Here is a 13,682-nt window from a genome sequence, read left to right as displayed (position 1 = left end):
AGGGACAAGAGGGGCGCCCAACGGGCGTGCGCGAACACGACCGGCAAGCGCCAACATGCAGAGCAAGCTGCAAGCCAGCCAAGGCCCCCCACTCACGCGTGAGCGGGCCGAGGTTAACAGATTGGTTTGCAATGACTCAACCCATCATCCCTTGGATCGGAGGCAAGCGGCGCCTGGCCGATCGCATCCTCCCGTATTTCCCAGAGCACAGTTGCTACGTCGAACCATTCGCTGGCGGTGCGGCTCTGCTATTTGCTCGCGGCCTGCCTGCCGAGGTGGAAGTGCTGAACGACATCAACGGCGAGCTCGTCAACCTCTACCGGGTTGTGCAGCATCACTTGGAGGAATTCGTGCGCCAGTTCAAGTGGGCGCTTTCGTCTCGTCAGGTATTCAAATGGCAGAAGGAGACCCGTCCAGAGACCTTGACCGATATTCAGCGCGCAGCTCGCTTCTACTATCTGCAGCAAAACGCCTTCGGTGCCCGCGTGGAGAGTCAGAGTTTCGGCACTGCAACCACGAGCCCACCGGGACTGAATCTGCTCCGACTCGAAGAGAGTCTCTCCGCGGCCCATCTACGGCTCGCGAGCGTCTATATCGAGAACCTGCCATGGTACGAGTGTGTCGAGCGTTACGACCGATCGCACACGCTGTTCTACATGGACCCTCCGTACTGGAAAACAGAGGGATATGGTTTCGACTTCCCCTTCGAAGAATACGAGCGGATGGCGGCGCTGCTTCCCAGCTTGAAAGGCCGGGCCGTTATCAGCCTAAACGACCATCCTGATATCCGGTCCGTCTTTCGGGATTTTCCAATTGAACGGACCGATCTCCGTTACACGGTTGGTGGAGGCGCCGGCGTGGAGCGTGGCGAACTCCTCATATTTAGCTGGGATATCGCCTCACAGCCGGCGAGCCTGCTGTGACTACGATACCGATAGTTCAAGCTCTTTGCCCATTGTGGCCAGCGCTTGCGCAATCGTGTCGATCTTGGTGGCGTGCTCCAGGTTTACGATGCGGTTCACTTCTTGGGGGCGGGTGCCCATGCGGCGCGCGAGTTCGGCCGGCGTGACGTGCTGGGCCAGCATTTCGTTGAGCAACAGCACCTTGGCCGAAACGCTGGCCGGTAGCGCCACCAGCACCTCACCGTCCCGAGCCTTGGATGGCGGAGGTACGGGGCGGCGGTCCTCGAAATAGAAGTCCATGGCTACCAGCAACGCATCCGCGGCCATTTCGCGTGCTTCTTCCACCGTCTCGCCCGCTGAATTGGCTTCCGGTATATCCCGGAACGTAACGAGGTAGCCAACCGTGTCCGGTTCAATCTTGGCTGGATAACGCAACATAATTCTCTCCCTGCATGGGGTGTGGTGAACGGCGAGCAGGAAGCCCCTTGCGGGGCCTCCCTTACTTCTTCAATCCAAGCTGCTTCAGGATCGTTCGCCTCAGCCCTTCGCCGATCTCCTGGCTACCGTGCCGAGGCAGGGTGGTTTGCTTGCCCTGGAAGTAGACTTTCGTGTGGCCTTTGCCTTCTTTGAAAGTCGCTCCCTGGTCCGCGAGCCACCGTCTGAACTCGCTCTGCTTCACCGCACCTCCCTTATCCGTTGAACATGGGGGAAGTATAAACAAAAATGTTTATAAAAACAAGGGGAGGTTTAGCGTATCCTTCTCGCGCGTTCGCCGGTCACCTTGCGCGCGGGCTTATCTTCGCGCACGCCTTGGAACGACGCCTGCCGCAGGATGCCGCCGTCTGTAATCGTCGTGTATGCCACTTCAACGACAAGCTCAGGCCTGACCCAATGCATGGTCGGCTTCGAATTGCCGCCCCAGCGGTCCGACAGCACGGGCTTTTCGATGAACGGCATTTCCTCGGTAGCCAGCGGCGTCAGGCGCTTCATCAGCATGTCGAGGGTGCTTCCGCTGAACCCAGTGCCTACGCGGCCTGAATAGCGCAGCCTGTCGCCTTCTCGCAAGCCAACGAGCAGGGCACCGAAGGCGTTGCGTGATCCGCCTGGATTGGTCCATCCGCCCACGACGAATTCCTGCCTGGGCCGGCATTTGAGCTTGATCCATGTGTCGGTGCGCCCCGCGCGATAGGGCGCGTCAAGGCGCTTGCCGATCAGGCCTTCCAGCTTCCGCTCGCACGCCTGCGCGAGCAGCGACACGGCATGGTCCCTGGATTCCACCTCAGCGACCGTGCTGCATATGATGGCTGCGTTCTCAGGCACCCCGGCCAGGACCGCCTGAAGCGCCTTTGCGCGCTCAACGAAGGGGTACGCACGCAGGTCCTTCCCGTTCCAATACGGGATGTCGAACGCCACATACTGCACTTGTTTCGCCACGCTCTTGTCCATGGCGTTCTGCAGGCGCTGGAAGCTGCTCACGCCGTGCTCGTCCATCACCACGATCTCGCCGTCGAGCCAGCCGGTACCGGTGAGTTTCAGCGCCTCGATGCGCTGCACCAGATCGGCAAGCTTCGGCGTCCAGTCCTTCGCCTCGCGGCTGAAGAACCGCACGCCTGATCCGTCGATGAGACATAGCATGCGGTAGCCGTCGAACTTCAGTTCGTAGGCGTAGCCGCTGGGTGGCGGCCCGTCCACGAGCGTGGCCAGCGGCGGCTTGATGAAGTCCGGCGGCTCTGGCATGGCCTACTTCTTCAGGATCGCGCGGACCTTGTCCACGGAATTGCTGCCGGCGTCCTTCACGGCCTGGCGCAACTGCTCCGGCGTGACGCCCAGCTCCTTGGTCCAGTACCGAAGCTCGTGCTCCTGTTCCAGGCTGATCCGTGAGCGATCGCGGGGCCCGCGGTCTTTCAGGTCGTCGGACATCTTCTTCTCCTTGTTGAATGCGGGAATACCGCGGAGCAAGGTGCGTGCCGTCCCCGTGGAAACTCGTTCCATGGCGGATGGCGCCCTCGTTCGCTCGGACTTGTAGGCCCGGAGGCGATCGCTCAAGGCTGCATAGAGGACGCGAATCACCACTGCGAAGACTAGCGGCCAGGTCGCGATGTGGATGTGGATGTGCATGGTGCCGGCTCCGGCTGTTGGGATAGCCGACATGCTGAGATTGGCCGATCGAGGTAAGCGCACATGATGTTGCGATGTGCCAACGATAGGCCGCAGAGCATCATGATCGCCGTCCGCCACGTGGTGTGCGCGGCGGCGGCCATGGCCAGGGTGGCCCTACGAATTGCGGGAACATTTCCGTTCCCAGCACAGGGCGGCGCTCGGCGGCCAGGCGCGCCGCCTGCCGCGTCCTGATGGAAAGCTCACGCTTTATGGCGGGTTCCGCCTCCAGGGCGACGCGAAGGTTGTTCAGGCCCAGGCCGACCGTGTAGTCAACGGGCTGGCCACGCATACGGTCCAAAAGGTCGTAAGCCTCGATCAGGCGTCCATGCAGCCGCGAGACTTCCCACAGCAGGCGCCGCACTTCGGGACACGGATTCGCATCCCAAAGCGCACGCAGCTCCCTATGGAAGAGGGCGGGATACCTGGAGGCCATGACTCTAAAACCACTGTACGGCCATCCAGTATATGCCAGCCTATTCCTCGTCGGTCGACACAGCCGTTTTGGTGACCGGCTCGGCCACCAATTGCTCAGCAGGGTACGGGTTCAGGAAGTCCGTGGTATCGGCCGCGGATGCCGTCAGCCAGTCGCCATACACACCATCCGGCAGGATCACGACCATGCGCTTTTCGTCGCCTGACTGGTGGTAGTCCTTGAATAGCGGGTGCTGGTCGGCGTTGATGGTGAGCATCGTGTAGCTTTCGACCCATTCCCCGGTCGCGGAACGCCACTTGTCCCACAGGCCTGCAATCCCGAGCGGCGCTCCGTCAGCCCGCCGGAATTGTGTGGCGACGGCCTTTCCGCTGCGCCAGTCTGGCTCGAAGATAGCCTCCGCTGGGATGATGCAATGCTGCGCGCGGCGCCAGGCGTTATCGAACGGATACTTCGTGGCTGCCGTCTCCGACCGTGCATTGATAGGTGCCTTCTTCCCGGCTTTGGACAGGTCATCCGCTTTGGCGCGGGCCGAGATCAGGCCCCAGTGGCCGACAACCGCCTCCCGCTCCGGTACCGCCTCGTCGCCCGACTCCCATTCGGCCGGCCGGCGCACGAACACGCCAGGGTAGCGCGGCCACATATCCGATTTCGGAATCGGGATGCCGCGGGCGCGGAAGTAGCGCTCCATCTGCTCGGCTTTCTTCAGGGCGGTGTAGTGGCTGCACATTGGTCGATCAGCATAGGCCGCGCGTTTTTAAAGGGCCGTTTACACAATGGCGGTTGATTCGGCTATAGCAAACTACTACCATTTGGGTATAGGGAATTACGTTAATGGTGATTCTGTCTATTTGACGCAGAATGGGCGGACCGTCACGGATAAACGACTCGGGGCAGCCGTCGCTGCCCCGAAGTAAAGTCAAGCTACTGACCTGATGAAGGTCGCCGGTAGCCAATCATGCTCGTATCCTCCTTTCCTGCACACCGTAGCAGGGTTTGGTGCCTCTCGAAGGCGAGTGTGAATCTGAGGGCCCGCACGCCAATGCGGGCTTTTTCTTTGGCTTCAACGTCTCGAACCACAAGATGTTGTGCCATCACCTCGACTGCTCACCAAATTCTAGTGTCGGTTCGGTGGGTCTACAAGCGTGAAGTGAAACGCGATACTTCTTTAAGTTGTCACCAAAAATTTCATTCACCGGGCGCAACGTCGAGCGTCGAAGTGCCTACTTCGATTTATGCACGGGTCTCTGCGGAATTGAATGCAAGGGAGCGCTGGGCATCAGTGGGGACTTCTGGGGGACTTGCATGTACAGGACTGCACATAAGAGTGCCAAAATGGGCAATGGGCACATCTGCAAGTTCTTTAGAATCAAGGCGTTAGACTAGCGCGCAAGGCTACGAACCAAGGGGTCGTGGGTTCGAATCCTGCCGGGCGCGCCAGAATTTGCAGTGAGATCAAGGGCTTCGAGAGAAATCTCCAAGCCCTTTTTTCTTTGCCTGAATATTTGGCTAGGCACGCCAAGCCCCTGTCGATCATAAAATGACCTGTTGTACTGGTCATTAGCGTAAAATGGCGATATGACCAACCAGGAGGTGTGCCATGGAAGGACACTGTGTATCCAAAACTGAGTTCAAGGCGCGTGCCCTGGAATTCTTCCGGCAAATAGAGGCGACGGGCGAGTCATTGATCGTGACCGACCACGGCAAGCCGGCGCTGGAAATCCGACCTTACCGGCCTCTTGAGCGCGACCCGGTCGAAGTGCTCCGAGGCTCCGTGGTCAAGTTCGACAATCCGACTGAACCTGTAGGCGAGGACGATTGGGAGGCTGCGCGGTGATTGTCCTGGATACCCATGCCTTGATTTGGTGGGTGAGCGGCGATCCGCAGTTGGGCGCGAACGCGAAGGCGGCAATTGCCGGTGCCCGGCGGGATGGGCAGATTCTGCTCTCCGCGATCACTGCATGGGAAATTGCCATGCTGGTGCGCGGAGGGCGGCTGGATTTGACCCAGGACGTGATGACCTGGCTTGACACGGTTGCCGATTTGCCGATGGTGCGTTTTGTGCCCGTGGACGCACGAATCTCGGTCCAATCGGTCGATCTCCCGGGCCAGTTTCACAAGGATCCGGCCGACCGCATCATCGTAGCCACGGCCCGGCATTTCGGTGTGCCGCTCGTGACGGCGGATCTGAGGATCCGCGATTATCCGCACGTGCAGTCGATCTGGTGAGATCGGACCACATCGGTTCCAAAAGCGAAGGCCGCCCAAAGAGGCGGCTTTCGCTTCTGGACGATGAGCAGTGGAGGGGGCGACGGGCTCCTTAGCCTGTTCCTGCGCGGCCCCGCTCGGATTTCCGTCCAACCTTCCATCCTCGCCGGAATGCCCCTAGGCGGCCTACAACAGAGCAGGCGCCGCGCCATGTCGGCGCAGGAGAGGAGGAGAGACATGCAGATCCACGCCGCTTTGCCGACCCACGTGTCCGCTTTACGGCCTGTGGCCCATGAGGCCAGCCTTATGAACGGCCTCTCTGCCGAGCCTCGGGCCGCGCCGATGCGATGCGTGAAGGCGCGGCCGCGCAGCCTCCGCGCCCAGGATAAAGGCGGACTGTGCGACTTCATGGCCGACCCATCCACGCGTTCATGTCCGCTCCATCGAGCTGCAGGCATCGCGCCGCATACTCCCACAACACGAAGCCGCGATCTTGGATGTCGCATAATTTACTATGATTGTATGATTGCATGAATATCGGCTTGCGACTCGCCGGGTCCCCATCGCCCCGCGTAACGTCCAGCAAACAGGCGACGTCCGCATGGACCCATGCACGTCGAAGCAACAAGGAGTGAGACCAACATGGCAACAGGCATGCAAGCAGACGAAGCACTCGCGCCCGGGTTGCGCGGCCGGCGCGCGCTGGTCACGGGATCTGTCGCGGGTCTCGGCTATGCCATCGCACATCGACTCGCGGCCGCCGGCGCGGACGTCGTGCTGCATGGCCTGGAGCCGGAGGCGGTGGCGCGCGCCGCCGCCGATCGCCTTGCGGGCGACACGGGCGCGCGCGTGCTGCTGTCCCGCGCCAACCTGAATGACGTCGGCCAGATCGAGTCCATGATCGATCAGGCCCGCCAGGAGCTGGGCGATATCGACATCCTGGTGAATAACGCGGTAGTCCGGCATTTCGCGCCCATCGAAACACTACAGCCGGCGCAGTGGGATGAAGCCCTGGCGGTCAACCTTTCCGCCGCGTTCCATGCCGTGCGGCTCGTGTTGCCGGCGATGCGGGCGCAGGGTTGGGGCCGCATCATCAATATGTCGTCCGTCTATGGGGCGGGCGCGACCGCGGATCGCATCGGCTATATCACCACCAAGACCGCGCTGGTCGGCATGACGCGCGCCATCGCCGTCGAGACAGCGCGTGCGGGCGTGACATGCAATGCGCTGATGCCCGGCACTGTGCCCAGCCCGCCCATCGTGCAGCGCATTGCCGGCATCGCGGCGAGGCAGGGCATCTCCAGCGCGGAGGCCGAGGCGCAGTATATGGAGGCCCGGCAGCCCACGGGGCGCTTCGTGTCGATGGACAGCGTGGCGGCCATGGCTTTGCTGCTGTGCTCGTCCGCCGGCGCCGATATCACCGGCGCCATGTTGCCGGTGGACGGCGGCTGGACGGCGGTCTGACTCGCATGCCCCGCCGCGGGCTGCATATGGGCGCGCGGCGTATGTGGGGAAGAAGTCCCCAAGTCTGGTGCGAATCATAATACAATCCTACAACTATTGACGCACGAGTGAGTGGAGACAGTAATGAGCGAACATGCAAAACCGGAATTGGGGTTCGTGGGCATAGGCCGCATGGGGGCGCCCATGGCCCGCCGCCTGCTGGAGGCCGGCTACCCCTTGACCGTCTACGACACACAGGCGGATGCCGTACAGGCGCTCGTGAGCCTGGGCGCGCGGGCCGCGAGTTCGCCGCGCGCCGTGGCGGACGCGGCGGCCATCGTCCTGGTCTCGCTGCCCAAGCCGGATGTGGTCATCGAGGTCGCGCTGGGCGCCCAAGGGCTGTTGCATGGCGAGGCGGTGAAGGTGGTGGTCGATCTGTCCACCTCCGGGGCCCAGGCCGCGCAGCGGCTGGCGCGGGGACTGGAGGAACGCGGCATCGCGGCGGTCGATTGCCCGGTCAGCGGTGGGGTTGCTGGCGCCACCAAGGGCAGCCTGGCCTTGATGGTTTCCGGTCCGCGTGGCGCCTGCGAACAGGTCGCGCCGGTCCTGGACACCCTGGGACGCCAGTTCTACATCGGCGAGCAGCCCGGCCTGGCGCAAACCATGAAGGTCATCAATAACCTGGTGTCCGTGACGGCGCTGGCCGTGACGTCCGAGGCCCTGGTGATGGGTGTCAAGGCCGGCCTGGACCCGGACGTGATGGTGCAGGTCATCAATTCCGGATCCGGCCGCAGCAATGCCTCCGAGGACAAGATCCCCAAGTATGTGCTGACGCGAAGCTTCGGCTTCGGTTTCGCGCTGGGGCTGTCCGCCAAGGACGTGGGGCTGTGCCTGACGGAGAGCGAAGCCATAGGCGCGCCGCTGCGCGTCGGCAGTGCCGTGCGCGACCTGCTCAACGATGCGCAGGCTCGGCTGGGCGCCGACGCCGACATGACGGAAATCGTGCGATTGGCCGAGGAGGCCGCCGGCGTCGAGGTGCGCGGGAAGGCGGCGGGACAGGGCTGAGGGGCGCGGTCAAAAAGGCGCCTGCTCAGGCTGCTGGCCAGGGCCGGCGCGACTGCCCCGGAGGGCGGGCTCGTGCAAAGGCGCCGCGCCGAGCAGGATCGGGACCGCCTGGCGCTGGCCGCCCGAGTCCAGCGCGCCCGCGCGTTCCGGCTGGAAAAACTTCTTGAGAAGCGACCATGGTATCGATACCATGAATTCCACCCAAACCACTTCGACATCCAGGACGCCTCATGACCCGCAATGAAAAATTTCGCGATTTGCTGAAGAAACCGCCCTTCGTCTGCATGGGCGCCCACGATGCCGTCACGGCCATGCTGGCCGAGCAGGCCGGCGCGCCCGCCATCTACGTCAGCGGCTTCGTCGCGTCGGCCATTGTGGCGGGCAAGCCCGATGTGGGACTGCTCTCCCAGACCGAGATGTTCGACCACATCCGCCGCATCTGCCGTGTGACCAAGGTGCCGGTGTTCGCCGACGCGGACACCGGCTATGGCGGCGTGCTGGATGCGCAGCGCACCATCCAGCTCTGGGAGGAGGCGGGCGCTTCCGTGCTGCACCTGGAAGACCAGGCCGTGCCCAAGAAGTGCGGCCACTTCGCCGGCAAGCAGCTCGTTTCCAAGGAAGAGATGCAGCAAAAGCTGCGCGCCATGCTGGATGCGCGCACCGACCCCAACTTTTTCGTTGTGGCGCGTACCGACGCCATCGCCGTTACGGGACTGTCCGACGCGCTGGACCGCCTGGAAGCCTACGCGGCCACCGGAGTGGACGGTTTGTACGCCGACGCCCCCGAAAGCGTCGACCAGATGCGCGAGATCGTGCGCCGGCTGAAGCCGCTGGGCAAGCCCATCCTCTTCAACATGGTGCGCTCGGGAAAAAGCCCCTATCTTTCGCTCAAGGAAGTCCATGACATCGGCTTTGACTACGCGCTGTGCCCGGTCGAGCCCATGCTGGCGATGCACAAGGCCGTCAAGGAAATGATGGAAACCTTCATGCGGGAAGGCTGCTCGACCAACGCCATCGCCGACCGCCTCACACCCTTCGAGGAATTCAACAGGTTCGTGGGGCTGGACCGCATCACCGAACACGAATCCAGGTACGCCAAATAGGCGTGCCCCACATCGCTTTTCCAACCACACACGACGTGCGCTGGCGTCGGCCCTTCCTGGCCGGCCCACGGCGCCAAGAGGAGACAAACCATGAAGCATTGGATACCCGCGACGCTTATCGCACCCGTTCTGGCCTTCGCCGCGACCACGGCCCATGCGCAGGCGGACAATTTCCCCGACAAGCCGGTCACCCTGGTGGTGCCGTATTCGCCGGGTGGGGGCAGCGACAACATCGCGCGTGCCACCGCCCACTTCCTGTCGCAGCACTGGAAGCAGTCCGTCATCGTGGAGAACAAGCCCGGCGCCGACGGCGTGATCGCGACCCGGCAGGTCATGCGTGCCGCGCCCGACGGCTACACGATGCTGATCTCCATTCCCGCTATCGCGGCACTCAAGTACATCAACAAGTCGCTCGACGCCGACCCCTTGGCGGAGCTGCGCCCGGTCAGCATGCTGGCGTCCGGGCCCACCGGGATCGTGGTCAAGAGCGGTACCAATATCCAGAGCATCGATGACCTCAAGCGCGTGTGCGGCAAGAATCCCGCCAGCTGCAGTTGGGCCAGCGGCGAGCCGTTCACGCTGCTCGCCGGCACCGGCCTGGTCGACAAGATGGGCCTGTCGGGCATGACGAACGTGCGCTACGCCGGTACATCGGCGGCGGTGAATGACATCATTGGCGGCCGCGTCACCATGGTCGTGACCGGCCTGTCCTCGGTGGTGCCCCACCACAAGGCGGGCACCATGAAAATCCTTGCCTTGAGCAGCGACAAGCGGCTGGAGCAGGTGCCGGATGTGCCGACCTATGCGGAGAACGGCTTGGGCGATGTCGATTTCATCAACAACTGGTACGGCATATTCGTGCCTGCCAAGACCCCGGATGCCGTCGTGAAGAAGATCGCCGAAGGCATGCGGCTGGCTGCACAGGATCCGCAGGTGCTGAAGGTGCTGCAGCCCTTGTTGATCCAGCCGGTCGGCAGCACGCCGGAGGCCTTCGCCGCGACGGTCAAGCGTGCCCAGGCAACCGTCGACAAGCTGTCCAGCCATCTGACCCAGTAGGTTGCGGTCGGGCGCCGGCGGGCGCGTTCCCGCCGGCGGTTCGCGTAGAATTCCCGCGGCAGGCGCATCCCGGCGGTATCGGCACGGCGGCGCAACGGGAAACGAGATTGGGCCGGAAAACAAGCAACCCTGAAGTCTCCATGAAAGACGTGGCGAGCCTCGCCGGCGTGTCGCCGATGACGGTGTCGCGCGCCATGCGCACGCCCGGAAAGGTGTCCCCGGATGCTCTCGCGCGTGTACGGAACGCCATCGAACGCAGCGGCTACGTGCCGAACCTCGTGGCCGGAAGCTTGTCGTCGAATCGCACCAATCTGGTGGCGCTGATCGTGCCCAGCCTGCGCAACGCGCTGTATGCCGAGATGATCCAGGGGATTTCCGACGTGTTGCGGCGTCACGGCTTCCAGTTGATGATCTCCGACAGCGGCTATTCCGACGAGCAGGAAGAGAATCTCATCGCCGCCTATGTAGCGCAACGCGTCTGCGGCCTGATCCTCCACAACACCCGCCACACGGCCCGCGCTGTCCAGATACTGAAGAACAGTACCGTGACGTGCATCGAGACCGGCAACCTGGCCGCGAACCCCATCGATGTCGCTGTCAGCTACTCGAACTATGCCGCCGGGGCGGCGATGGCGGACCACCTGGCCGGTCGCGGGTATCGGCGCATCGGTTTCGCCAGCCTGCCGGTGCGAGGCAACGACCGCCTGCGCGAGCGCCGGCGCGGCTTCCTGGCACGCTTGCGCAAGCTGGGGCTGGAGGTCCGCCCGGAACTGATCCTGGAAGCAGGCGCCGGCCTGGAAAGCGGCGCGCAGGCACTGGCGCGCATTGTAGATACGGACCCGCGTGTGGACGCGGTGTTCTTCGCGGGCGACGTGCTGGCCGCGGGCGCCCTCTTTGAATGCCAGCGCCGCGGCCTGGCGGTACCCACGCGTATCGCCGTGGCCGCCTCGGACGACAACGACCTGATGCAGCACACGATCCCGCCGCTGACGACCGTACGTTTCCCGCGCTACGAGATAGGCGTACGCAGCGCCGAGATCATCATCGCGCGCGCACAGGGACAGGCGCCCGCCAGCAGATCGGTGGACCTCGGCTTCGAGGTCATCCAGCGTGGCAGTACCTAGTGTCCTGTTCCGCCGATTCGGATGCGAAGCGGCCCCGCTTCCCCCAAGCGATGCCGTCTCCTGCGAAGGCTCCGGCGCGGCGAGTCGGTCAAGTCCCGGCCATCATCAGGTCCAGGTTCTGGACGACCGCGCCGGACGCGCCTTTGCCCAGGTTGTCGAAGACCGCCGATAGCAGGACTTGGCCGCGTTCCGCATTGACGAACACGCCCAACCTAAGGTCGTTGGTGCCATTCAATGCCTGGGGATCGAGATGGGTCATCGCTCGCGCCTCCGCGAGCGACATCACCTGGACATGACGGCCGTCCGAATAATGCTGCGCAAGGCACGCGTGCAAGCGGTCGCCGTCGACCCCGGCCGGGAGCAAGCGCAACTCGATGGGCACGGTAAGGACGATGCCCTGGCGGTAGGCGCCATAGGCCGGCACGAAGAACGGTCGAATCGAAAGTCCCGCGTGGAGCTGGATCTCGGGCGTGTGCTTATGCTCCAACGCCAGGCCGTACACCTGGGATGGCGCCACATCGGCCGCAGCGCCCGACTCGTGCGCCTCGATCGCGGCCCTGCCGCCCCCCGAATACCCGGAGATCGCGGAAACGGCCACGGGATAACCGCGCGGCAGCAGCCCGCTCTGCACGAGCGGCCGCAGCAGGGCAATCGCGCCGGTCGGATAGCAACCCGGATTGGTGACGCGCCGGGCCTGCGCGATCTGTTGCGCGTGTCCCGGAGCCATTTCGGGAAAGCCATACACCCACTCCGGCTGCGTGCGATGCGCCGAGCTGGCATCGATCACGCGCACATCCGGATTGCGGATAAAGCCGACGGCCTCCCGTGCGGCCACGTCCGGCAGGCATAGGATCGCGATGTCGCAAGCGTTGATCGCCTGCGCACGACGCTGTGGATCCTTGCGGTCCTCAACCGACAGCGTCAACAGCCGCACGTCGCTGCGATTGCGCAGGCGATCGTGGATCTGCAGGCCCGTGGTGCCCTGGTCGCCATCGATAAATACAGTCGGAAAACTCATGATGTCACGCTCACGCATTCAGTCCCGTGGTAGGCAGCACATCTTCCGCCACCGGGTAAGATAGGGAAAGTTGAATTTATTAAACGTCTGGTTCATTTTTCATGAATAAGGAACCCGAATGCGCGAGATCAGTCTGGACCGCCTGCGCACGCTCGTGGCGATTGCAGACCACGGCTCCTTCGCGGCCGCGGCCCGGCTGCTGCATCTTGCGCCGCCGACCATCAGCCTGCACATTGCCGACCTCGAGAGCCGTATCGGGGCCTCCTTGCTGTCGCGTCAGCGGGGCAATGTACGACCCTCGGCGGCAGGCGAAATGCTGGTGGAGCGGGCGCGCCGGCTGCTGGCCGAGGTCGAATCGACCCTGGACGACGTCAGCCGGCAGGCGCAGGGGCTAACTGGCCGCGTACGCCTGGGCGCCTCGACGGGCGCGATCGCGCATCTGCTGCCACAGGCCATCGCCCGGCTGCGTCGGCGGCACCCGGACATCGACGTGCAAATCGCGGTGCTGACGTCCCAGGAAACGCTGGCGCGCCTCGCACAAGGCAAGCTCGACGTCGGCCTCGTCGCGCTGCCGCAGGGGCCGGTCGCCGGACTGTCCATCCTGCCTTGGCGCCGCGACCCCGTCATGGCTTTCCTGCCCGCCGACTGGCGTCCCCCAGGCCGGGTTGCGCCGGCCTGGCTCGCCGAGCGGCCCCTGATCCTCAACGATGCCAGCACCCGCCTGGCGCGCCTTACATCGGAATGGTTCGCGCTGGGCGGCTACCGGCCCGTTCCCCGCATCGAACTCAATTACAACGACGCCATCAAAAGCCTGGTCGCCGCCGGCTATGGCGCGGCACTGCTGCCGCACGAGGCCGGTGCGCGCCAACCCGACCCACGCATCGCACTGCGGCGCCTGCGTCCGGCCCTCTGGCGGGAGCTCGGCATCGCACACCGCGCTCAACCTGCCGAACGCGCGACGCAACACGTCCTCGACGCCCTATGGGAAAGAAACCCCGCGCCAGGCTAGTCGCCGTCCAATGATCGGTTCGCGCACGCCACTTGGCCCGGCAGAATCGAATCCCTGGCGGCTGTCCACCGACCGGCCCGCAATCCAGGTCGTTAGCGCACGAATCCGCATGCGCCGCGCGTTCGCGGGCATTGCAAACTCTTGCTCCCACACCGCTGCCGATC

General features: G+C 63.8%; 15 protein-coding genes. 9 read left to right on the top strand and 6 right to left on the bottom strand.

Going from position 1 to position 13,682, the window contains the following annotated elements; genetic code table 11:
- Positions 1–131 precede the first annotated feature (131 nt).
- Positions 132–923, top strand: a complete 792-nt coding sequence (locus BAU07_RS18815) for a DNA adenine methylase (protein WP_066660837.1) — start codon at positions 132–134, stop codon at positions 921–923.
- Here the strand turns inward: BAU07_RS18815 and BAU07_RS18810 are convergent, their stop codons facing one another.
- The 5 genes from BAU07_RS18810 to BAU07_RS18785 form a co-directional block, all read right to left on the bottom strand.
- Positions 924–1,340: a type II toxin-antitoxin system HicB family antitoxin gene (locus BAU07_RS18810; protein WP_066660835.1), complete on the bottom strand. Its 417-nt coding sequence runs from the start codon at positions 1,338–1,340 to the stop codon at positions 924–926. It abuts the gene before it with no gap.
- A gap of 61 nt (positions 1,341–1,401) precedes the next feature.
- Positions 1,402–1,581, bottom strand: a complete 180-nt coding sequence (locus BAU07_RS18805) for a type II toxin-antitoxin system HicA family toxin (RefSeq protein ID WP_066660815.1) — start codon at positions 1,579–1,581, stop codon at positions 1,402–1,404.
- Between the two features lie 68 nt (positions 1,582–1,649).
- Positions 1,650–2,639 (bottom strand): non-homologous end-joining DNA ligase, encoded by a 990-nt coding sequence (gene ligD, locus BAU07_RS18800; RefSeq protein WP_066660812.1) that lies wholly within the window; start codon positions 2,637–2,639, stop codon positions 1,650–1,652.
- A 3-nt stretch (positions 2,640–2,642) separates the two neighbouring features.
- Positions 2,643–2,822 carry a DUF3606 domain-containing protein gene (locus BAU07_RS18795; protein ID WP_066665552.1) on the bottom strand — a complete coding sequence of 60 codons (180 nt, stop codon included), beginning with the start codon at positions 2,820–2,822 and terminating at the stop codon, positions 2,643–2,645.
- A gap of 713 nt (positions 2,823–3,535) precedes the next feature.
- On the bottom strand, positions 3,536–4,222 hold the full coding sequence (locus tag BAU07_RS18785) for an SOS response-associated peptidase (protein WP_066660806.1): 687 nt from the start codon (positions 4,220–4,222) through the stop codon (positions 3,536–3,538).
- A gap of 870 nt (positions 4,223–5,092) precedes the next feature.
- On the opposite strand from BAU07_RS18785, the gene BAU07_RS18780 reads away from it, so the two are divergent.
- The 7 genes from BAU07_RS18780 (at position 5,093) to BAU07_RS18745 (ending at position 11,491) form a co-directional block, all read left to right on the top strand.
- Positions 5,093–5,329, top strand: coding sequence for a type II toxin-antitoxin system Phd/YefM family antitoxin (locus BAU07_RS18780; RefSeq protein ID WP_066660803.1), 237 nt, complete (start codon positions 5,093–5,095; stop codon positions 5,327–5,329).
- Positions 5,326–5,721: a type II toxin-antitoxin system VapC family toxin gene (locus BAU07_RS18775; RefSeq protein ID WP_066665551.1), complete on the top strand. Its 396-nt coding sequence runs from the start codon at positions 5,326–5,328 to the stop codon at positions 5,719–5,721. Before BAU07_RS18780 ends, BAU07_RS18775 begins: the two co-directional genes overlap by 4 nt.
- Before the next feature lie 633 nt (positions 5,722–6,354).
- Positions 6,355–7,164 (top strand): SDR family oxidoreductase, encoded by an 810-nt coding sequence (locus tag BAU07_RS18770; RefSeq protein ID WP_157122318.1) that lies wholly within the window; start codon positions 6,355–6,357, stop codon positions 7,162–7,164.
- A gap of 123 nt (positions 7,165–7,287) precedes the next feature.
- Positions 7,288–8,208, top strand: coding sequence for an NAD(P)-dependent oxidoreductase (locus BAU07_RS18765; protein ID WP_066660797.1), 921 nt, complete (start codon positions 7,288–7,290; stop codon positions 8,206–8,208).
- A 230-nt stretch (positions 8,209–8,438) separates the two neighbouring features.
- Complete coding sequence (locus tag BAU07_RS18755) at positions 8,439–9,311, top strand: isocitrate lyase/PEP mutase family protein (RefSeq protein ID WP_066660793.1); 873 nt, start codon at positions 8,439–8,441, stop codon at positions 9,309–9,311.
- 90 nt (positions 9,312–9,401) lie between these two features.
- A complete protein-coding gene (locus tag BAU07_RS18750; protein WP_066660790.1) occupies positions 9,402–10,367 on the top strand; it encodes a Bug family tripartite tricarboxylate transporter substrate binding protein in 966 nt (321 codons plus the stop codon).
- 140 nt (positions 10,368–10,507) lie between these two features.
- Positions 10,508–11,491 (top strand): LacI family DNA-binding transcriptional regulator, encoded by a 984-nt coding sequence (locus BAU07_RS18745; protein WP_066660787.1) that lies wholly within the window; start codon positions 10,508–10,510, stop codon positions 11,489–11,491.
- Positions 11,492–11,579: 88 nt separating this feature from the next.
- Here BAU07_RS18745 and argC read toward each other — a convergent pair whose 3' ends face one another.
- Positions 11,580–12,509 carry an N-acetyl-gamma-glutamyl-phosphate reductase gene (gene argC / locus BAU07_RS18740; protein WP_066665549.1) on the bottom strand — a complete coding sequence of 310 codons (930 nt, stop codon included), beginning with the start codon at positions 12,507–12,509 and terminating at the stop codon, positions 11,580–11,582.
- 118 nt (positions 12,510–12,627) lie between these two features.
- On the opposite strand from argC, the gene BAU07_RS18735 reads away from it, so the two are divergent.
- On the top strand, positions 12,628–13,518 hold the full coding sequence (locus BAU07_RS18735; RefSeq protein ID WP_066660778.1) for a LysR family transcriptional regulator: 891 nt from the start codon (positions 12,628–12,630) through the stop codon (positions 13,516–13,518).
- Positions 13,519–13,682: the final 164 nt, after the last annotated feature.

This window comes from Bordetella flabilis, assembly GCF_001676725.1.
GTDB lineage: Bacteria > Pseudomonadota > Gammaproteobacteria > Burkholderiales > Burkholderiaceae_B > Bordetella_C > Bordetella_C flabilis.
Note: the sequence above shows the minus strand (reverse complement) of the source record. Positions and strands in the feature narration are given on the sequence as shown.